The sequence below is a fragment of the Cohaesibacter celericrescens genome (assembly GCF_002866925.1).
In the GTDB taxonomy this organism is placed as follows: Bacteria; Pseudomonadota; Alphaproteobacteria; order Rhizobiales; family Cohaesibacteraceae; genus Cohaesibacter; species Cohaesibacter celericrescens.
The window spans coordinates 15837-37539 of sequence record NZ_PKUQ01000002.1 but is presented as its reverse complement, the minus strand read 5'-3'; the positions used below and the strand labels follow the sequence as shown (position 1 = coordinate 37539).

Here is a 21703-nt window from a genome sequence, read left to right as displayed (position 1 = left end):
CCCGTTCAATCCTTTTTATACATGCTGTTCGGACCGTGGGGATGATCGGCATGCGGATAGGGGTGATGATGGTGATCATGGGCTTTGTCATCGTGCGAATGCCCGTGCTCATGTTTGTGTTCGTGCCCGTGATCATGTGTATGTTCATCGCCGTGGGCATGTGTATGGCCATGATCGTGACTGTGATTATGTTGATGACCTGTGGATGGCTTGTGTTTCAAGCACTCGTTTGTGCACTTGTTATCCACGCAATATTCACAGTCTGCAGTTTCAACACCTTCAACATGGTGATGATGGCTTTCTTGCTTCAGACCGACTTCTTTCTCAAACCCCAGAACCTGCGCACGATATTTGCACAGTTGGCAGTTCATATTGTTGGTGCCTTCAAGGATTTCCTGCACGCGGTCTTCAAAGGTTTCAATCACATAATCCTGATCGTTGAGATATCCGGCTTTAACAAACTGCATGTCCGGATGGCGCGCAGCAACTTCATCAGTGAAGTTATAGATGCGCCGCACCAGAATGCCGGTGAACAGGAAGTAAGGGAATACGATGATGCGTTTGTATCCAAGTTTGGCTGCGTGCTCCAAACCCGGTTCCACTAATGGAAAGGTGACGCCCGAATAACAAACTTCTCCCCAGCCAAAGCCCATGCCTTCCCAAAGAAGGCGCATCAGTTTGTTGACGTTGGAATTGGCATCAGGGTCAGAGGCACCTCGGCCAACCACCATCAACATGGTCTCGGTCAATGGCAAGTCACCATACTCGGCATTGGCTGCATCAACAGCCTCTTGAACCCGTGCGCCAGCGGCCTTGATCATTTTCAAATCAAGCCCCAACTCACGGCCATATTCGATGGTCACGCCGGGGGTTTTGGCCTGATAGGCATTGAGCACAGAGGGAATGTCGTTTTTGGCATGGCCAGCAGCAAACAACATGCCGGGAACAGCGAGAATGCGTGTGCAGCCTTGCGCCACCAAATTATCAAGGCCATTGGAAATGACCGGATTGGCAAACTCCAAATACCCATAGTCAACGGGATAGTCGGGAAAGCGTGGACGCAATCTCTCTGAGAGTTTGGCAAATTGATTGACGGCCTCTTTATTGCGGCTACCGTGGCCACAAATCATCACGCCAAGTTTTTCTTCTTTTGGTCCAGAATTGGTCACGTCTGATCCCCTATCGGTTCAAATGTTCAAGCAACTGCATCGGCAGTTGTGAAATAACAATGGAGCAGGGGAAAGTGGCGTGCCTACCATCAAGGGCAAGAACGTCCTGTTCAATCCTGCAGGTCAGTCTTGGTCTCCTGATTGGATCAACCGCACTGACATGGTTTTCAGCTTCCATCATTCATTGTCCTACTACGGTGGACAAGTCTCATCGGGAAGCACTGCGAATAGTGTAGGGTGAGACTAACTCGCTAGCACACCAAGGAAAAGCGCTTTAGCGGATCTGTCCACCCTCCATCAGAATAGTACGGGTTACCACTTCCTCTCGGAAAGCCCGATCATGTGAGACAATAACCATGGCTTGCGGAAGGTTGACAAGGATATCGATCAAACTGCGCGTGGTTTTTTCATCCAAAGCGTTGGTTGGTTCATCCAACAACAATATGTCCGGTTTCATGGCCAACACGGTCGCCAGCGATACCAATCGCTTTTGCCCGCCTGACAATTTATGTGTGATCCGCTCGCGGAATTCAGATAGCCCCAACGAGGCCAGAGTTTCGTCAACGATACACATTGCGTCTTGGATGCTGTAGCCTAGATTGAGTGGCCCAAACGCCACATCTTCAGCGACAGTAGGGCAGAAAAGCTGATCGTCAGGATCTTGGAAGACAAGCCCCACCCGCCGCCGCAACAGGCGAAAATCCTCTTCGCTTTGATAATCGCGACCAAAAGCAGCAATCCGCCCGGAAGAAGGCTTGTTCAATCCAACAAGTAAATGTAGCAGCGTGCTTTTGCCCGCACCGTTATGACCGACCAGTCCAATGCGCTCACCTGCATTCACCGCCATCGTTACGCCGCTCAGACAGGGCTCAAAGCCATGATAGGAAAAATGCAGATCTTCGGTTTCAAGCAACAGGGCCATACATAACCTCAAGTGCGACCAGCGTCAGCATGACGAGGCTTGCAAAACTGGAAAAAACGGCGTCGCGCCGTGTAAACTCGATGCTATCGAGAATATGAAACTGCCCCTGAAAACCGCGACATTTCATGGCTTGAAGAATACGCTCTGAGCGCTCAAAGGACCGGATCAACAGCATACCAACAAGATATCCGACACTGCGGTAGGTGTGCCAGCTGTTGGAGGGACTGAAGCCACGACATTTCATTGCAGTTCTAAGACGGCGATATTCCGCATGCAGAACTTCTATATAGCGCACTGTGAACAACAACAAATGCACTAGACTGTCTGGAACTTTGAGGCGAGCGAGCGCATGGCCGAGCGTCACAGCTTCGAGCGTTCCTAATAGGGACAATGTGGTCATGACGATCGCATTGGCCTTGAACAGAATGATGATTGCCTTTTGCAACCCTTCGAAACTGGCAGCAAAACCCAAAATATGGAACATGGCTTGGCCTGGTGTCGTAAAGGGCAGCATGATAAGCAAAAAGACGATAAATCCGTCCATCATGGCAACCCGTTTGGCTGTCGGCCAAAAGGGCAAGCGAGCTTGCGTCATAAGAAAAAACGCAAGCCCAAGAGAAACGGCCAGAAGAGGCAGGCTGGACAATTGTACGATCGTCACAGCAAACGCAACAACGCTGACAATGCGAACCCGAGGATCAAGCATCCGGATCCACATCTTGTTTGATGTAATCACAGAGACATCATCTTGAGACATCCGGTCGGGTCGGGCTTGTCCTGCCTGTTCTAGCAATTCACTCATTCGGTATTTCCTTTTGCGGGGTTGCTGCCTGCTTCTGCTTTCTTCCGCTCGCGTCTTGCGGCAAAATAAAAGCCAACCCCGAACAGACCCAAAATATAGCCAATACCTCCAAGAATGGTCTGAAAATCATTCTTTTCTTTGTAGGCCGCAATTTCCTTCCAAACAGGTTTTGTTTCTTTTCGAATTGCAGAAGCAATCTCGGGCTGAAAGGCCGCCAGTTCCGCTTTTACGCTGTTGCGAATGATTTCCTGCAAAGCCTCTTGATCGAGGCTAACAGGATTTTCATTGGCCCGTGTAGCCGGGGCTCTTACCGGTTCTTTGATGCCTTCTTCAACGGGACCCTTTGCATCTTTCGTTGCCAAACCTTCGGGTAATTCATCAATGTCTAATCGATAAATCGCGATATGACCTTGACCTAGGTTCGCACGAAAGGTGTGCGGGATGTGTTGTGTCGGAGTGAATTGGAAAATACCGTCTTCATTCGTTTTGGTTTCTCCTATTTTATTTCCAGCATCGTCCAATACGTCAACGATGGTGTTGGCCGACGCATCGCCACCCGAAAATCCGATTTCGCCTTCAATGAGTGCCCCTTCAGCATAGGCAGACACGATGACCTTGTGGGCGTAAGCAGGCAAGGACAACCCAACCAGCAGCAACAAGCCGCTAAATATTGCAGCAATTGACTTGTTCATTGCGATACCTTTCTGCTCATGACATGGAAAAGCTCCGGTTTAACCCGATGGATAAGATACAGCGCCGCAGCGGTTAAAAGCCCCTCAATGACCATGACTGGAATGTGGGCGATGAACACGAGTTTCGCAGCGGCCACAAAATTTTCACCGGACAAAGCCAAAGCGATAGCAACAAACAAAGTCGTCATAGAAACGGCTAATCCACCAGCGATTCCGCCAATAATTGCCACTTTTCGTGTGGATGTGGAATTTACTATGAAGGGGCGTGCTATAAGGCCGACGATCACGGCAGGACCGGCGATATTGACGGCGTTGACACCCAGTACCGAAATTCCACCAAACGCAAAAAAGATCGCTTGCAACAACAACCCCACAAACAACGCAGGGAAAGCCGCCCAGCCGAGAATAATCCCGGCTAGGCCATTCATGATCAAATGCACACTTGAAACACCAAGCGGCACATGAATGAGAGACGCAACAAAAAAGGTGGCGCTGAGTACACCGGCGGCAGGAATCAGCTCCATGTCGAGTTTGCGTAACCCTATTGCCAATCCACCAACGGTCATAACAACCCCGGCAATCGCAACTTCATTGCTCAGAGCACCATCAATAATATGCATGTAAGCACCTCGCTTGGAGCGATAGGCTTTGTCTAGTCGATGTCATGTGCTTTTATCCATATCACCGCGTCCTGCGAAAGCGCCTTGCCTTCATATTCGGTTGCAGGCCCAACACCCAAGGCAGCAAAACCCCAAAAACCAGCTTTTGGGATGCCAAATGTGAAATAGCCATTGGCATCGGACAAAGCGACAATCGTACCGCCAGCTGGGGGAGTAGCGGTGGTGGAGGTTGGGGAATTGGTGTCCATGTCTGGGGTAGCTGCGAGATATTCGACTTCAATCTCGGCACCCGCGACTGGTTTGCCTTCAGACAGCACGCGCCCCGTAAAGGTTGAACCGGCGATAACATTGGTTGGTTTATTGAGGGGTATAATTTCAGCGACGAGTCCCACAGGCTCTTCCCAGCCAGAAGGAACACCACCCTTATTCAAATAGCTCTTGGTGATCTGCTGAATAAACATGTCTTCACTGCCCTCAAAATAGGGAGTCGGCTCAACAACGAGAATATAGTCACCATTGCGCTTGAGTTTGATTGAGGCGTCAAAGCCATCGCCTTCGTTGCTCGATCCTTTGAAGCGCATTGGCTTCAGGCTGTTCATCAGGTCAATTTTTTTGCCTTTATGAACGGCATAAAAGGATTGGGGCGTCACCATATCCATGACGTGGCCATTTTCAAAAGGATGCCAAAAAAGCAATTTTAGCGGAACGTCGCTGGTGCGTTCAAAAATGACCTGCGGTGTAAAAACCAATTGAAAATGGGCTTGCGCTGCCGTTGAAAGCAGCAAACTGCTCGCCACGACGACTTTTGTTAGAAAATTAGTCACTTATTATCTCCTATGGCAAACTCTGCCAATGCTGGAGACGCATAAGGAATTGTGAATATTGGGAAGGGACGTCTGACAAACTTTATCACGAGCCGCCAGTCCTCTCTCCACCAAACGCACACCCCGGCGTCTTGTTTAGAGGTGTCATCCGCATGAAAGTCATGCGTCTAACGGCCTGATGGCAGGTCTCCTGGCTCACGGGTCATCACTTATCCGTCCACACCTTCCCGATTTCATACAAGAAACCAGTGGTCTATTAAGGACGGCAGCTCGCCGACTACAGTTGCGGGGGCAGCCATGGATTCGGTCCCTGATGGGTACACCACACCATGTTCCCTTTTCATTTCCCCGCAACGCTCGTGCGAGGAAAACCATCATGCTTATAGTCCATAAGGACTAGAGTTTCACAAGTCAACTTGCCAAAATGATGCAGAGAGATTTCAGCTCAAATTTGGCAAATTTGATGTTTCTTTTGGAATTAGAATTCAATGCCTTCCTGAGCTTTAACACCAGAACGGAACGGATGCTTGATCTGAGTCATATCTGTTACCAAATCGGCAATTTCGATCAATTCTTCTTTGGCGTTGCGACCGGTAATGACAACATGGGTGTCATCTGGTTTTTCATCTTTCAAGAAGGCAACCACTTCTTCGATAGGCAGATAGTCGTAACGCAAGACGATGTTCAATTCATCCATCAATACGAAACGAATACTGGGGTCCAGAATGAGCTCTTTTGCCGTTTCCCAAGCAGATCGGGCGTTATCGATATCTTTCTGACGATCCTGCGTTTCCCAGGTAAACCCTTCACCCATCGAACGAATGGTTACAAGCTCGGGGAATTTTTCAAGCACTTGCTTTTCACCCGAGTTCCATGCGCCTTTGACAAATTGGATGATTGCGATTTTGTGGCCATGACCAAGGGATCGAAAGGCCATTCCAAAGGCAGCGGTAGATTTTCCCTTGCCTTTGCCTGTATGGACAATGATCAGGCCTTTTTCTATGGTTTTGGTAGCAAGTATCTTGTCGCGTGCCACTTTCTTTTTCTTCATCTTTTCGGCATGACGGGCGTTTTGCGCCTCTTCATTCATGTCTTTAGTCATGAAATCATCTCCTCATTATGATTGCTGCGATTCTGCTGACTTTCTTTCAAGTGAAAGGCTGCGCTGTTGGACCTTGGGGCCCAAAGCCCACGGTCAATGGCTTCGATAAACCGGTCCACCATATCATCATAGGCGGGTTTGTTTTTGTCTTTCAGAAAATCCGATACAGTTTTGTCTTCCAGATAAGCTTCATAAAGCTGGTCAAAATGGTGATCTCCAACGGCATTGGTCGTGGCAGCAAAGGCAAACAGATAATCCAACGTCGCAGCCATCTCAAACGCACCCTTGTAACCATGCCGCATTACACCTGCGATCCATTTGGGGTTGGCTGCACGACCACGCACGACACGCGCGATTTCTTCATCCAACGTGCGAATAACAGGCCGTTCTGCGCGGGAATGGTCGTTGTGGTAGACCTTGGGTGCGGTACCCTTCAAGGTTTCGACGCTGGCTGCTAGCCCGCCTTCAAATTGGTAATAGTCATCTGAATCGAGCAAGTCATGCTCACGGTTGTCCTGGTTTTGAACCACAGCATCGACGTGAGAAAGGCGTGTTTTTAGGCTGTCCGTTGCCTTATCGCCATATTGTCCTGCACCATAGGCAAACCCGCCCCAAGCCACAAATGCCTCGGCAAAGTCAGAGCGTTTGTCCCAGATTTTTTCATCGATCAAGGCTTGTAGGCCTGCACCATAGGCTCCTGGCATGGAACCAAATACACGAAATGTTGCTTGTCTTTGTGCCATTTCAGTGGACAAGCCCTGTTCTTCTGCTTTTGCTCTTTCTGCTCGAACCCGAGCCGCCAGTGGATTGGCGTCTTGGGGTTCATCCAGTTCTGCCACTTGTCGTACCGCAGCATCAAACAGGTCAATTTGATGCGGAAATGCATCGCGAAAAAACCCCGAAATCCGCAAAGTGACATCAACGCGGGGGCGTTGCAAATCGGACAACCGGATGACCTCAATACCAGTCACGCGACCGGAGGCTGTCTCCCAAACAGGTCGGACACCAAGCAGCGCTAGTGCCTGCGCGATGTCATCACCACCAGTGCGCATATTGGCCGTGCCCCAACAGGTCAAAACGATCGCTTGCAGCCATTCTCCCTCGTCTTGAAAATGTCGCTCCACCAAACGCTGCGCTGACAATTCTCCAATTGTCCAAGCTGTTTTTGACGGAACCGAACGCACATCTACAGCAAAGAAATTCCGCCCTGTAGGCAGCACGTCGGGTCTACCTCGCGTTGGCGCACCTGATGGCCCCGGAGGCACAAAACGACCATCCAGACCAGCAAGGAGATGTTTGAATTCTTCTGTGCCACAAGACTCAACAATCGGCTGCAGATCTTGCCAAATCCAATTCAGAACAGCCTGTGTTTTAGGCCAGTCAACAGGACATTTCATCTCATGCGAAACGAGTTTTTCTGCTGCAATTTCAATGCGCTCTACGGTGTCGCCGCAGTGACGCCATAGCTCAGATGAAAGGTCAGTCAACTCAGCAGGGCGTTCGCCATCCCAAGCAAGAGAAAAATCACAGTCCAGAGGATTGAATGTTTCATTGGCAACGACAAGTCCCAGGTCTTCACTGATGGACCTATGCAGGGATTGCTCACGCGCATCATTGCCACGCGGTACGCGCGCAATTGCTACCAAAAGATTTTCAAGCAGGCTGCCCTCAGGTGACTGCCCTAAAATGTGCAAGCCATCGCGAATTTGTAGCTCTTTTATATCGCATAAATGTGCATCAAGCTGTTGCAATGCTTGCTCATTATCATCATCAGAGCCAACGCCTGCATCCTTATCCAGACCAGTGCGGCTGGCCAAGAACCGGATTTCTTCGAGCAATTTGGCCGAGCGACGTGGATCGACACCTTGCGCGGTATAAAATTCATCGACCAAGGATTCCAGCTCTTCACCGGCTCCATGACTTTCTGCCCGCGCGAGAGGCGGTGTTAAATGGTCGATAATAACAGCACCCGTTCGGCGCTTGGCCTGACAGCCTTCACCGGGATCATTGACAATGAAGGGATAGAGATGTGGCACAGGACCCAACGCGGCTTCCGGATAACAGCTATTGCTCAGCGCTAGCGCTTTACCCGGTAGCCACTCCAAATTGCCATGTTTACCTGCGTGAATGATGGCGTGTATGCCAAAGCTTTTGCGCAGCCAAAAATAGAAGGCAAAATAATTGTGTGGCGGCACCAAAGCGGGATCGTGATAAGTGGCTTTAGGGTCAATGTTATAGCCACGCGCAGGTTGAACCCCAATGGCTACATTGCCAAATGTCAAAACTGCGAGTTGGAACGCATCCTCGCGTACCATCGGATCGGAGTTCGGAGCCCCCCAACGCTCGGTTACTTGGTTGCGCAATGCCTTTGGCAGGTCAGCAAACATTTGTTCATAGAATGAGACATCAAGCTGTATGTCGCTTTTGCGCTCCGCAACACCCAAAGCGTTGGTTGGTCCAGCCAAAACCGCCTGCATGAGGGCATCTGAGTCCGCAGGAATAGATCCAGTTTGATATCCCTCATCACGCAATGCGTTGAGCATGCCCACCACTGACGCTGGACTGTCCAACCCAACACCATTTGCAATACGGCCATCCTTGTTGGGATAATTGGCCAGGACAATCGCAAGTTTGCGTTGCTCTGACGGGGCTTGTCGCAATTTGGCCCAGCCGTCAGCAAGGGATGCAACAAAATCCACACGATCAAGGGATGGCTCTAGCCGTACTGGTTTATATTCGGTTGCTGCATCCAATTGCCCTTCTTCCTTGAAGGCAATGGCGCGGCTCAATATCCGCCCATCTAGTTCCGGCAGCACCACATGCATCGCCAAGTCACGGGCCGACAAACCACGCGGGCTCTCGTCCCAGGCTTCGCGGCTGGAACCGGACAGGATTACTTGCAATATCGGGCAATCGTAAGGATCTAGTATGGTTGCTTCATAGGCGTGCCCGGCTTTGGACAACGCAAAGGCTGTACAATTGAGGAAAACAGAAGGGGAAAGTCTAGCAAAAAGTGACGTGATAAAAGCTTGGGCTTCTGCATCTTTAAGGCTGGGAAGAAAGACAGCAACCGGATGCAGGCCCCGTTGTTCCAATGAAGCACAGAGCGCATCGATGGGTGCGGTCATCGCACTTTGTACATAAGAACGATAAAAAAAGATCGGAACAATGGGACGGGCAGGGCGCGGTACACACGTGGTAAGATAGTCGTTGATGGCTCCTTCGTCGCTAAAGCTTTGGCCTTCATGCAGAATGCCGACGCGAGGCAAAGGCAATGGTTGCGGAACCTCACCTGTATCTTCGCCGACAAGCGAGCCGGCATAATTCAGGGCGTTGGTCAAATTCTCCTGACCACCTTCGACAAAATACCGCCATACCCTGCGCACAATAGACAGGTCCTCACTGGACCATGCCGCCAGCGTTTCGTCCCATTTGTCGTCCCCTGGCATTACAAGCAGCTTGATGCCAAACCCGCGGGACAGCTTTTTCATCTGCTCCAAGCCATATTGCCAATATTCGACCCCGCCCAAAATTCGCAAGATTATCAATTTTGCGTGGCGGGCTGTCTGCTCAACATAGAGGTCAACCGAATAGGGGTGATTGAGCCCCATTAGGTTTGCAAGACGCAAACTGGTATCAGTTGGTTTTCGCGCGCGGGCTGACGCTGAAAGCGCAGAAAGCTCACTATCTGCGGCCGACAAGATTAAAATATCTCCGGGGGATTGCCCCAAATCAATCGCTTCTTGTCCGTCGTCTATCCTGCCAGCTTGTGGAGCGAGAATGTGCATGAAAAAGAGAGACCTTGCTCTGTTACACCAGTTTGTATTCAACGGCGGACTGATCAAAATCCTTCAGGCCAATCACAACAAGCCCCGTTGCATCATTGCTAGCGGTGTCAAACCAACAGTCCACACGACGGCCCACGGCTTGCACCACGACGCGTGCCTTTTTGCCTTCGATCGCCGCATACCCTTTGACACGTAAAATACCTGCTTGTGCCAGACAGGATTCGACTGAAGATTTCATTTCATCCATAGAAGCAAAGATACGTGGCATTACCACAACCGAATGAAAATCATCATGGTGGTGATTATGGTCATGGTCGTGATCGTCTTCCTCATCGTCGTGATGATGGTGGTCATGGGCTGCTTTGCGACTATCTAAATCTTGTTCCGCTTCAGAGTCTAACCCCAGAAGGACGGCTGCGGACACATTACCATTGCTGGAATGGATCAGCTTGACGCCTTTACGCGCATGTTCACCAATCAGTGCTTCAACGCGGGCAATGCCATCTGCATCGACCAAGTCTGCTTTGGAGATAACAACCATGTCAGCACATTTTAGTTGATCAGCAAACAATTCATCAATGGGGCTTTCATGGTCTAAATTGTCATCCAGCGCGCGTTGTTTGGCGATGGCATCTTCATTTTGGCTATAATGCCCTTCGCTCAACGCCGATGCATCGGCAATCGTCACCACACCGTCCACTGTAACGGACGCACGCACACTGGGCCACTGGAAAGCCTGAACCAGAGGTTGAGGCAGCGCAAGGCCTGAGGTTTCAATGACAATGTGATCCGGACGAGGTTCACGAGCGATCAGCATTTCCATCGTTGGCAAAAACTCATCCGCCACAGTACAACAAATACAGCCATTTTTAAGTTCAACAACATCGTCTTCGGTGCAGTTAGGATTGCCACAATCGCTTAGCAAGTCACCGTCAAATCCCATATCGCCAAATTCATTGACGATGAGGGCGATTTTCTTGTCACCGGCCTGCGCGATAAGATTACGAATGAGCGTTGTTTTACCAGCACCTAAAAAGCCGGTCACCACAGTTGCCGGAATTTTTTTACCAACGGAGGGAGGAGTAAAAGTCATGACAAGCCTTAGTCTTGGATGATGGATTGGGAGGAAACGGGATGCAGGCGCACCAACGTGTTTTTTCGGATGTGTACGGGCCTGTCGCGCCAAGGGGGCAAGCCATTTTCTGAGTCTACAAAGCTTTGTGCAAAGTTCAGCAGGTCATCAATTTTTTCTGCACTTGAATCCAGTTTTCCGATAACAAAATTATATTTGTTATCGGCTCGGATTGCCACGGTGCAGGCCAACTGACAGCCATTCATGCATTCAACGGGAGTGATTGCGATTTGCCCATCAAGGTCGGGGCGTTTGGCGCAGGCGTCTTGTAGGGCTTCAAACAAGGCTTGTCCATCAGGCGGGCCATCTGGAACCTCTTGGCCGGGAAGGGGGACTCGTTTGCATGTTACACAAACCTGTAGAACACCAGTCTTTTCAACCATGAAATCTCCCTGAACAGAAAGCGGCCTATGTTGGGCCTTCTGCAAATGACAGTGCGGTGGGAGCATAGCAATAGGGGAAGCAAATAAGCTTGCAACACCTTCCGATACACCCCGACCGGTCGTGAAAATTGTCGCTTGGCAGGTCTCCTGGCTCACGGTTTGACACCTCTTCACCTTCCCGAACAGTATGTTCAGTGGTCAATCAAAGAGGCAATCCGCTTACAGTTGCGGGGGCAGCCATGGTTTTGGCCCCGAGTTGGGTCATCCGCACCATGTTCCCTTTTCATCTTCTCCAACAGCTTGTCAGAGCAGAACCAATCGAGCCACATTTGTGCGCGATTGCATCTCGCTTGTCAATCTAGCTTTGCAGTATCAACCAAAAGAGCTGAATTCGGTACAGACTGACTTGATTTTGTCGCTATGCTCCGTTTCGATAGTGGATATTGAACATGCTCAATATGCGATTCTACATAAAACCGCCCAAAGACGGTTCTGCAATCAACCCGTGGAAGTAATTATGCGATTTTCTGTTGTCTCCCTTGCCAGAAATGCCCTAAATTTCAATCGCGACTGGCCCCGCCAATGGCGCAGCCCCGCGCCGAAGAAACAGTATGATGTCATTGTCATTGGAGGTGGTGGCCATGGACTTGCCACGGCCTACTATCTGGCAAAGGAACACGGCATTACAAATGTTGCTGTTTTAGAAAAAGGCTGGTTAGGGGGAGGCAATACCGGTCGAAACACCACGATTATACGCTCCAATTATCTATGGGATGAAGCCGCCCACCTATATGAAAAATCGCTTCAACTTTATGAAGGCCTGTCCAAAGACCTCAATTACAACATTATGCTCAGCCAACGCGGTGTGATGAATTTGGCGCACACGCTTCAGGATGTCAGGGACACAAAAAGGCGCATCAATGCCAACAAGCTAAACGGCATTGACGCTGACTGGCTTGACGCCGATGAGGTCAAAGACTTTTGTCCTATCATTAACACATCCAAAGACACCCGCTATCCTGTTCTGGGCGCATCTTTGCAAAAACGCGGCGGAACCGCCCGGCATGATGCCATTGCTTGGGCCTATGCAAGAGCAGCTGATACCAAAGGTGTCGATATCATCCAGAATTGCGAAGTGACAGGTATCAACCGAGATAAAGGCCGCGTCACCGGAGTCGAAACCACCAAAGGCACAATCAACGCAGGAAAAGTAGCCATTTGCGTGGCTGGCCATTCTTCTGTGTTAGCCGATATGGCCGGTTTGCGATTGCCTATCGAGAGCCATCCGTTGCAAGCCATGGTGTCAGAGCCAATCAAGCCCGTGCTAGATACGGTGGTTATGTCCAATGCCGTGCATGTTTATGTCAGTCAATCCGACAAAGGCGAGCTGGTGCTCGGTGCTGGCATCGACGCCTATCATTCCTATGCCCAGCGAGGGTCATTCCACGTCATCGAGCATCAAATCGGGGCACTTTTAGAATTATTTCCCATCTTCTCAAGGCTTAAGCTGATGCGTACTTGGGGTGGCATTGTCGATACATGTCCTGATGCCTGCCCCATCATCTCTAAAACGCCAGTGCAAAACCTCTATCTCAATGGCGGCTGGGGAACAGGCGGCTTCAAGGCTATTCCAGCTTCAGGCCTCGTCTATGCACACACAATAGCAAAGGACGAGCCGCACCCATTAAATGCCGCATTCTCAATCGATCGTTTCACCACCGGCCATCTGATCGACGAGCATGGCGCAGCTGGCGTCGCACATTAGGAAAGGGATTTAAATGCTGAAGATCAAATGTCCTTATTGCGGCGAACGTGACGAGACCGAGTTTTCTTACGGTGGCGAGGCGCACCGCGCCAGACCGGAAGACCCTCATGCTCTGTCTGATGAGCAATGGGCCGATTTCCTTTTTATGCGTTCAAACAAAAAGGGGGCATCGCGCGAACGCTGGTTGCATGCTCAAGGCTGCAGGCGTTGGTTTAACGTCGTGCGCAACACCGCCGATCACACCATTCTTGGCTCCTATAAAGTCGGCGAACAACCCACGTTGAACGATCTCAAGAAGCGAAAATCCGGAGGCCGTGACATATGACTATCAATCGACTTCCAAAGGGTGGCCGCATCAACCGTGAACGTCCCATACGTTTTCGCTTCGATGGTTCCTATTATTATGGATATGAAGGGGACACTCTGGCATCGGCGATGTTGGCCAATGACATTCACTTGGTAGCCAGATCGTTTAAATATGCACGACCGCGTGGCATCATGACGGCGGGCCCAGAAGAGCCAAACGCAATTGTGCAGCTCCATGTCGCGAATAGGACTGAACCAAACCCAAAAGCAACCGAAGTTGTGCTGCATCCCGGGCTGATTGCCCATTCTGTCAATGCCTGGCCGTCGCTGAATTATGATTTAAAATCAATCAATGGTCTTTTGAATCGATTTATGGCGGCGGGCTTTTATTATAAAACCATGTTCGGATCCCGAACTCTCTGGCACCATTTTTTTGAGCCACTGATCCGCAACGCGGCGGGCCTAGGCAAAGCACCAACGGCACCAGATCCCGATCACTATGACCATATTCACAAACATGTTGATGTGCTTGTGGTTGGTGCCGGTCCTGCAGGACTAGCTGCTGCGCGGGACGCTGCCGCCAACGGGGCACGCGTCCTCCTCGCTGATGCACAAAGTGAAATGGGTGGATCACTGCTTAGCCACAACAGGGCCATAAATGGCAAACAATCGGCAGCATGGCTACAGGATGTGGGTGCAGAGCTTGCCCAGAACAAAGAGACTACGCTTTTGCCAAACACCACTGTGTTCGGCTATTTTGATCAAAATTACCTGATGGCGATTGAAAAACGACTGGATCATCTGTCAGATGCCTCCAGTCCATCCAACACGCGCCAACGTCTTTGGCACATCCGTGCCTCAAAGGTCATTTTGGCAACAGGAGCGCACGAGCGCCCCTTGGTCTTTGCAGATAATGATCGCCCCGGAATTATGTTGGCGGGAGCAGTGCAGACCTATGTCAATCGGTATGCTGTTTTGCCGGGAAAGAGCGCCATTCTGTTTGCTAACAACGACGCAGCGTATGAAGCCGCACTTGATTACCGTAAGGCCGGAGGAGATTTGGTCGCAGTTATAGACACGCGACAATCCCCAGAAGGGCCATTGGTGCGTGAGGTCTATGAAGCAGGCATTCGATTGCTCTCAGGCTGCGTTGTCACCAAAACCCACGGAGCAAAACACTTTAAGGGTGTCGATGTTGCCACTTGGGACGGTGAACTATTGACCGGAAAACCCCAGCGACTTGAAGCCGATATCCTGATGATGTCTGGTGGTTGGAGCCCCGTGGTTCATCTGTTTAGCCAATCAGGTGGAAAACTGGAATTTAGTGATGATAAAGCGGCATTCATTCCTGATCGTTATACGCAGAAAGACAGCGTTTGCATTGGCGCTGCCAATGGGGAGTTTTCCCTTGCTGAAACACTGCGTTCGGCCAGTCGGGAAGGCGTCAAGGCGGCGCTAGAAACCGGTTTTGCAACGCGCAAATCTGCGCGTCGCTATGCTGTCGTTGAACCACAACTCGACTTGCCCCAAGCCTGCTGGCTGGTGCCATCCGAAATGCCGGTGGGGCAGGGCAAAGAAAAGCACTTTGTCGACTTCCAAAACGATACAACTGCCTCCGATATTCAACTTGCAGCCCGTGAGGGCTTTGAATCCGTCGAACATATGAAGCGCTATACGCTGACAGGGTTTGGGACTGATCAAGGCAAAACCAGCAACATCAACGGTCTCGCAATTTTGGCACACACCGCCAACGCGACCATACCGGAAACAGGCACCACCACTTTCCGTCCTCCCTATACACCTGTCACCTTCGGCGCTCTTGCCGGTCGCAATATTGGTGAATTGTCTGACCCCGTGCGCACAACACCCCTTCACAAGGCCCATGTGTCAATGGGTGCCACATTTGAAAATGTCGGCCAATGGAAACGACCTTGGTTCTATGCTCAAGGCGAGGAAGACATGAAGGCTGCCGTTAATCGAGAATGCCTTGCAGTGCGCAATGGTGTTGGCATGATGGACGCGTCAACCTTGGGCAAAATCGATATCCAAGGGCCAGACGCTGCCGAGTTCATCAATCGCCTCTATACAAATGCCTTTTTACAACTCGGTGTTGGCAAGTGCCGTTATGGCATTATGTGCGGTGAGGATGGCATGATCATGGATGATGGCGTCACGGCACGCCTTGCCGATCATCATTTCCACATGACCACAACAACCGGTGGCGCAGCCCATGTGATGGACCATCTGGAGGACTATCTTCAGACAGAATGGCCCGAGCTTGAAGTCTATTGCACATCGGTGACGGAACAATGGGCGACAATCGCTATCAATGGTCCAATGGCGCGTGATGTTATGAAGGCGCTCAAGCCCGATGCCGACTGGTCATCGGAAGCTTTCCCCTTTATGGCCTTCAGGCAGATGACTATATGTGGCATCGAAGCGAGAATATTCCGCATTTCCTTCACCGGAGAGTTGGCGTTTGAGATCAACGTACCCGCCCGTTTCGGGCTGGCTCTTTGGCATAGGGTTCTCCAAGCTGGCAAACCATTTGACATCACGCCCTATGGTACCGAGGCGATGCATGTTCTTCGGGCAGAAAAAGGGTTTATCATCGTTGGTCAAGACACCGATGGCTCGATGACGCCACAAGATATGGACATGGATTGGATCGTATCCAAAAAGAAAAAAGACTTCATTGGCAAGCGATCTCATTCACGCCCAGACACTGTGCGCACCGATCGAAAACAGCTCGTGGGCTTGATGACCGAAGATCCCACTTTTGTGCTCGATGAAGGCGCGCAAATTTTATTAAATCCGGACGCAGCAACACCCATTCCGATGCTCGGCCATGTCACATCCAGCTACTGGAGTGCCGCTCTTGGTCATTCAATCGCGTTGGCTGTCATCAAAGATGGCTTCAAACGTAAGGGCGAACAATTGCACAGCTATTCTCTAGGCAACTGGCAAAAAGTGACAGTGGTCGACCCGATCTTTTACGACAAAGAAGGAGTGCAGCGCGATGGCTGAGCCCACGACAGAAATATTGACGGCACAGTCTCCGCTGCAGCATAAAGCGCAAGATTTTTTGGCCGCCTCGAGCGATCGTATTTTGCTGGCCGAGATACCAAACCTCACGCAATTGAATTTACGCGGCGATGGCAACGACAAGGCTTTTCTGGCTGGCACCAAAAAAGCAATCGGCATTGCCTTACCAACCAAACCAAACAGCGTTGCTGAAAAAGGTGATATCGCCGCTTTGTGGCTAGGGCCTGATGAGTGGCTGATTGTTTCAAAAGAAACAGAGTCTCACCGTCTTATATCCACGTTGAAAGTTATGCTGTCAGATGTGGTGTTCACGGTTGTTGATGTTTCGGACAACCGAACAGTCCTGTCTTTGTCGGGAGCTGATAGCTGGGCAGTTCTGAACAAAGGGGCCATGCTGGACTTCCACCCGCGTCATTGGCATAAGGGCCAATGCGCTTCCTCACTGTATGGTCGCTGCCAAGTGATCTTTTGGCAAAGATCCAAACAGCCGGAGTTTTACCTGTTTGTACGCAGCTCATTTGCGGACTATTGCGCCTCTTATATACTTGACGCGATGAGGGAATTTATCAGCACAGACGAACAAGCATAAAAGAAACCCCGCCTTTTGTAAAAAGGCGGGGTCAAAAATAGATACAGTGCGAGAAAGTCTAGTCCGTGTAAAATTTACGGCGGGCATCCTGTTCAACGCCAAGCACCATTTGCAATTCAGCAAGCTTACGGAACTGCTCTTCTTTTTCTTCTGCGGTTTGAGCCGCATGCAGAGCTTCATACTGTTCGGCAATCGCTTTTTTCAGCTCGATTTCACGCGGAAGAGCACCGGTTTCTTCCAAAATTCTGTAACCGGCTTTCATGAAGGTGTCATCGCTCTGTTTGGGTGGTTTGGGCTTGCGAGCCCGTTTATAGCCGTCTAGCAGACCATCAGTTTTAATCTTGGCGATAAGATATTCAGTGACATCGTTCTTGGACATAATTCACTCCATCAGACCGGTTTGATCCTTCTATTATTATAGGATCAAAGCTTGCAAATTTCAATCAACACAATTCCAACATCATCCCAACAGGGAAGCATAGTCCAGATCATCCAAACCAGCAGTTCTACGTGCAGCCGTCAGTGTGTTTGCCATCAAGAGGGCAATGGTCATGGGGCCGACGCCACCGGGTACGGGCGTAATAAATCCGGCGCGTTCAACTGCACTGTCATAGTCAACATCACCGACCAAACGCGTTTTGCCTTCGCCCCGTTCTGGCGCAGGAATGCGGTTGATCCCCACATCGATCACACAAGCACCTTCCTTGATCCAATCGCCTTTGACCATTTGCGGTCGTCCAACAGCTGCAACCACGATATCAGCACCGCGCACCACGGCAGGCAAATCCTTGGTGCGGCTGTGAGCGATTGTTACAGTGCAACTCTCCGCTAAAAGCAATGCCGCCATTGGTTTGCCGACGATGTTAGAGCGACCAACCACAACGGCCGTCTTGCCCGACAAATCGCCAAGAACACGTTTTGTCAAAATGAGCGATCCAGCCGGTGTGCACGGCACCATCGCTTTATCCCGTTCGCCCGCGGTCAATAGACCAACGTTGATCGGATGGAAGCCATCGACATCCTTATCAGGACGAATCAAGTTGAGTACTTTGGACTCGTCAATGTGATCGGGCAGGGGCAACTGAACAAGAATGCCATGAATGGCGATGTCATTGTTCAGCTCGTCGACAAGAGACAACAGAGCCTCTTCACTGGTATCCACTGCCAATGTGTGCTGAACAGAATGAAAATTGCACTCATTAGCAGCACGGCCTTTGGATGCCACATAAACCTGACTGGCCGGGTCTTCGCCAACGATTATCACAGCAAGTCCAGGTACAACCTTTGTTTCATTGATAAGTTTTTCGGCTTCCACTGCAATTTTGGCTCTGAGTTCTCCAGCAATGGCCTTTCCGTCAATTCTTGTTGCGGTCATGTGTTTCCCTTGTCGTGATAGGAGCAATTTTGAGGGCGTTTTGTTGCGATTCTGACAACACCTATAAACCGGTTAGAACAGGCCTTCAATCTCACCCTTTTCATTAAGGTGGATTGATAACGCCGCTGGCTTGCTCGGCAAGCCCGGCATGGTCATGATTTCCCCGCAAATAACCACAATAAATCCAGCTCCGGCACTTAGACGAACCTCCCGGATCGGGATTGAGTGGCCATTGGGGGCTCCTCGCAACTCAGGATCCGCGGAAAAACTATAAGGGGTCTTGGCGATGCAAATGGGCAAATGGCCATAACCCTGTTGCTCCCATTGGTCCAATTGTGAGCGAATTTTCGTGTCAGCCAAAACATCTTCAGCACGATAGATCCGTTTGGCAATGGTTTCGATCTTGTCAAACAGACCAAGATCATCCGAATAGAGCGGGGCAAATTGTGAATTGCCTTCATTTGCCAACGTGACGACTTTTTCAGCCAATTCCAAGGCACCCTTGGAGCCGTCAGCCCAATGTGTGCAAACCACAACCTCTGTGCCGGTCGCCTCCACATAGGCTTTGATCGCCGCGATTTCCTCCTCGCTGTCAGAGGTGAAGTGATTGATGGCCACCACAACCGGCACGCCAAACTGTTTTACATTCTCGATGTGACGGCCCAAATTGGCACAGCCCGATGTGAGCCTTGCCAAATCGGGTTGGTCTAGCTGATCTTTTGCCGCTCCGCCATTGAGCTTTAGTGCCCGAATGGTCGCCACAACCACCGCAGCATCGGGCGTAAGGCCAGCTTTTCTGCATTTGATATCAAAGAACTTCTCAGCCCCCAAATCAGCGCCAAACCCAGCTTCGGTAACGACATAATCCGACAGCTTGAGCGCAGCCTTGGTGGCCACGACCGAGTTGCAGCCATGCGCGATGTTGGCAAAGGGACCACCATGCACAAAGGCAGGATTATTTTCCAACGTCTGAACCAAATTGGGCTGCATGGCATTTTTTAAAAGAACGGTCATCGCACCATCCGCTCCGATATCGCGGCAGAAGACGGGGCTGCGATCGCGTCGATAGGCAATGATAATATCACCCAATCTCTTTTGAAGATCGGTGAGATCCTCAGATAAGCAGAGAATAGCCATAACCTCGGATGCAACGGTTATATCGAAGCCGGTTTCTGCCGGAAACCCATTGCTAACGCCACCTAGAGAGGTGGTGATTTGTCGCAACGAGCGATCATTCATGTCGGCCACACGACGCCAGACAATCCGACGGACATCAATATTCTGTGTATTCTCCCAGTAAATATGATTGTCTATCATTGCTGCAAGCAGATTGTTGGCGGAAGTGACTGCATGAAAATCACCAGTAAAATGCAGATTCATGTCTTCCATCGGTACAATCTGGGCATAGCCACCACCAGCAGCTCCACCCTTCATGCCAAAGCAGGGCCCTAGAGAAGCTTCGCGAATGCAAATCGATGCCTTTTTGCCAATGGCGTTAAGAGCATCTCCCAGCCCCACTGTGGTGGTGGTTTTACCTTCGCCTGCGCTGGTTGGTGTAATGGCCGTTACTAATATCAGCTTTCCATCAGGACGATCAGCAAGGCTCTTGAGAAACCCAGCTGATAATTTTGCTTTGTCGTGACCGTAGGGAACAAGATGAGTGGCAGGAATGCCCAGGGATGCGCCAATTTCCACAATCGGTTTTAGCGTGGCTGCTCGCGCAATTTCTATATCCGTCGCCATCTGTTTTCCTGCCTTCAACTCGTACTGTCTAATGGATTGATGTTTAATGATATTGATCTTCATAACAAGGAAATAGACCTTACCTCGTGCATAACACCAAAATGAAAAGAAAAAACCAGCCAACCACAGGAAACACGATACATTCCGGCCTTGTTTGATGCCCAAATGCTGGTATATGAGGATCAACAAAAGGAAGCATAAACATGGCACATATTCATTGGCTTGGCGCTGGGCTGTCCTCTGTCCCTGGTATTCGCCGCCTGATCAATAACGAACGTCCCGTCACATTGTGGAACAGAACCCTGAGAAAAGCAGAAGCAGCCACCGTTGGGCTTTTGGGTGATTTCTACGTAAGAACTTTTTCAATCGATGCCCTGAAGGCCGAATTGAAAGCAGGCGATGTGGTTGTTTCCATGCTACCTGCAACGATGCACTTGGAAATCGCCCAATTGTGCCTCGAGGCAAAAGCGCATTTTGTCTCTTCTTCCTATGTCAGTCCAGAAATGGCTGGACTCAACGAAGAAGCGAAAGCATCCGGTCTTTGTTTCGTTAACGAGGTTGGACTCGACCCAGGGTTGGACCACTTGCTTGCTCATTTGTTGATGGCCGACTACAAAAAAAGTGATGCTTTCGATCCAAACAACAGCCACGAATTCCGGTCCTATTGCGGTGGGTTCCCCGCTGTGGCAAACGCCTTCCGGTACAAATTCAGCTGGTCACCTTTGGGCGTTTTGAAGGCCCTCAAGAGTCCTGCCAAAGCCATTCTGGATGGCAAAGTGGTTGAAACCCAAAAACCTTGGGACGCCATTTCAGATTACTCCGTCACATTGCCCGGTGGAGCCGAAACCTTCCAATCCTATCCAAACCGCGATTCTTTGCCTTTCATGTCGCACTACGGTTTTGGCAGTGATTGGAACATGCACACATTCGTACGCGGAACCTTGCGACTGGATGGCTGGTCCGATGCATGGGCCGATATTTTCCATTTTGTAGAGCATGAAGTATCAGGGGAAGACGGCGAAGCTAAGTTGGCCAAAATGAGCGAACAGCTCTGGACTGATCATGCTTATGATGAAGAAGAGCCTGATCGGGTGGTGCTGGTTGTTGATTTGAAAGTCAACCATGACGGACAAACCGTTTGGCATAAAAATTACGCGCTGGACGCCAGAGGGAGCGAAGACTTCTCCGCAATGGCCCGCCTTGTTTCGATTCCGGTTAGTCTCGCAGTCGAATCTATTCTGGATGATAAATTGTTGCCAGGGGTTCAGGCTGCCCCGTCCGACCCTGAAATCATCTTGCCATGGTTCAAAGAGCTGACAAAAATTGGTGATCAGTTTCATCTGACAATTCACGCTGAATGATAGGCCTTCAGCTCAAATTGGTGATATCCTTTATTTGACCAAATCAAAAGGGCCCGGTTTTGCCGGGCTTTTTTAATGCCTGCCA

The 21703-nt window shown here is 50.3% G+C and carries 18 protein-coding genes and 2 riboswitches; of the genes, 5 read left to right on the top strand and 13 right to left on the bottom strand.

The features are described from left to right. Positions 1-5 precede the first annotated feature (5 nt). The 10 genes from C0081_RS03320 to C0081_RS03275 all read right to left on the bottom strand — a co-directional run bounded on the left by C0081_RS03320 (position 6) and on the right by C0081_RS03275 (position 11434). Positions 6-1130, bottom strand: coding sequence for a sirohydrochlorin chelatase (locus C0081_RS03320; protein ID WP_101532440.1), 1125 nt, complete (start codon positions 1128-1130; stop codon positions 6-8). Between the two features lie 313 nt (positions 1131-1443). Continuing rightward, entirely contained in the window at positions 1444-2091 is a 648-nt protein-coding gene (locus C0081_RS03315) for an energy-coupling factor ABC transporter ATP-binding protein (RefSeq protein ID WP_101532393.1), read from the bottom strand. Next, positions 2075-2893, bottom strand: coding sequence for a cobalt ECF transporter T component CbiQ (gene cbiQ, locus C0081_RS03310; protein ID WP_245417846.1), 819 nt, complete (start codon positions 2891-2893; stop codon positions 2075-2077). Before cbiQ ends, C0081_RS03315 begins: the two co-directional genes overlap by 17 nt. Next, a complete protein-coding gene (locus C0081_RS03305) occupies positions 2890-3585 on the bottom strand; it encodes a cobalt ABC transporter permease (protein WP_101532392.1) in 696 nt (231 codons plus the stop codon). The genes cbiQ and C0081_RS03305 overlap by 4 nt, the downstream gene beginning before the upstream one ends. After that, positions 3582-4205, bottom strand: coding sequence for a cobalt transporter CbiM (cbiM, locus tag C0081_RS03300; RefSeq protein ID WP_101532391.1), 624 nt, complete (start codon positions 4203-4205; stop codon positions 3582-3584). Before cbiM ends, C0081_RS03305 begins: the two co-directional genes overlap by 4 nt. A gap of 32 nt (positions 4206-4237) precedes the next feature. Next, complete coding sequence (locus C0081_RS03295) at positions 4238-5029, bottom strand: DUF4198 domain-containing protein (protein ID WP_101532390.1); 792 nt, start codon at positions 5027-5029, stop codon at positions 4238-4240. A gap of 163 nt (positions 5030-5192) precedes the next feature. Next, positions 5193-5420: riboswitch (cobalamin riboswitch) on the bottom strand. Positions 5421-5507: 87 nt separating this feature from the next. Further along, positions 5508-6131: a cob(I)yrinic acid a,c-diamide adenosyltransferase gene (cobO, locus tag C0081_RS03290; protein ID WP_245417845.1), complete on the bottom strand. Its 624-nt coding sequence runs from the start codon at positions 6129-6131 to the stop codon at positions 5508-5510. After that, on the bottom strand, positions 6128-9919 hold the full coding sequence (gene cobN / locus C0081_RS03285) for a cobaltochelatase subunit CobN (protein WP_101532389.1): 3792 nt from the start codon (positions 9917-9919) through the stop codon (positions 6128-6130). The genes cobO and cobN overlap by 4 nt, the downstream gene beginning before the upstream one ends. Positions 9920-9941: 22 nt before the next feature. Continuing rightward, the gene (cobW, locus tag C0081_RS03280; protein WP_101532388.1) at positions 9942-11012 is read right to left on the bottom strand and encodes a cobalamin biosynthesis protein CobW; all 1071 of its coding nucleotides are present in this window, start codon (positions 11010-11012) and stop codon (positions 9942-9944) included. Between the two features lie 8 nt (positions 11013-11020). Then, the gene (locus C0081_RS03275) at positions 11021-11434 is read right to left on the bottom strand and encodes a DUF1636 family protein (protein ID WP_180966743.1); all 414 of its coding nucleotides are present in this window, start codon (positions 11432-11434) and stop codon (positions 11021-11023) included. Between the two features lie 120 nt (positions 11435-11554). Beyond that, positions 11555-11768, bottom strand: a riboswitch (cobalamin riboswitch). Between the two features lie 180 nt (positions 11769-11948). Here C0081_RS03275 and C0081_RS03270 point away from each other — a divergent pair. From C0081_RS03270 to C0081_RS03255, 4 genes are read left to right on the top strand one after another with little or no spacing between them, the layout of a single operon-like run. Further along, entirely contained in the window at positions 11949-13199 is a 1251-nt protein-coding gene (locus C0081_RS03270) for a sarcosine oxidase subunit beta family protein (RefSeq protein ID WP_101532437.1), read from the top strand. Between the two features lie 13 nt (positions 13200-13212). Next, on the top strand, positions 13213-13524 hold the full coding sequence (locus tag C0081_RS03265) for a sarcosine oxidase subunit delta (protein ID WP_101532386.1): 312 nt from the start codon (positions 13213-13215) through the stop codon (positions 13522-13524). Next, positions 13521-16532 (top strand): sarcosine oxidase subunit alpha family protein, encoded by a 3012-nt coding sequence (locus C0081_RS03260; RefSeq protein ID WP_101532385.1) that lies wholly within the window; start codon positions 13521-13523, stop codon positions 16530-16532. Before C0081_RS03265 ends, C0081_RS03260 begins: the two co-directional genes overlap by 4 nt. Then, complete coding sequence (locus tag C0081_RS03255; protein ID WP_101532384.1) at positions 16525-17139, top strand: sarcosine oxidase subunit gamma; 615 nt, start codon at positions 16525-16527, stop codon at positions 17137-17139. The genes C0081_RS03260 and C0081_RS03255 overlap by 8 nt, the downstream gene beginning before the upstream one ends. Before the next feature lie 58 nt (positions 17140-17197). On the opposite strand, the gene C0081_RS03250 is transcribed toward C0081_RS03255, so the two are convergent. The 3 genes from C0081_RS03250 to C0081_RS03240 form a co-directional block, all read right to left on the bottom strand. Further along, positions 17198-17518 (bottom strand): DnaJ family domain-containing protein, encoded by a 321-nt coding sequence (locus tag C0081_RS03250; protein ID WP_101532383.1) that lies wholly within the window; start codon positions 17516-17518, stop codon positions 17198-17200. A gap of 81 nt (positions 17519-17599) precedes the next feature. Beyond that, complete coding sequence (gene folD / locus C0081_RS03245) at positions 17600-18514, bottom strand: bifunctional methylenetetrahydrofolate dehydrogenase/methenyltetrahydrofolate cyclohydrolase FolD (protein WP_101532382.1); 915 nt, start codon at positions 18512-18514, stop codon at positions 17600-17602. 72 nt (positions 18515-18586) lie between these two features. Beyond that, a complete protein-coding gene (locus C0081_RS03240; protein WP_101532381.1) occupies positions 18587-20257 on the bottom strand; it encodes a formate--tetrahydrofolate ligase in 1671 nt (556 codons plus the stop codon). Positions 20258-20460: 203 nt separating this feature from the next. Between C0081_RS03240 and C0081_RS03235 the strand changes: the two genes are divergently transcribed. Next, positions 20461-21618, top strand: a complete 1158-nt coding sequence (locus tag C0081_RS03235) for a saccharopine dehydrogenase family protein (protein WP_101532380.1) — start codon at positions 20461-20463, stop codon at positions 21616-21618. Positions 21619-21703: the final 85 nt, after the last annotated feature.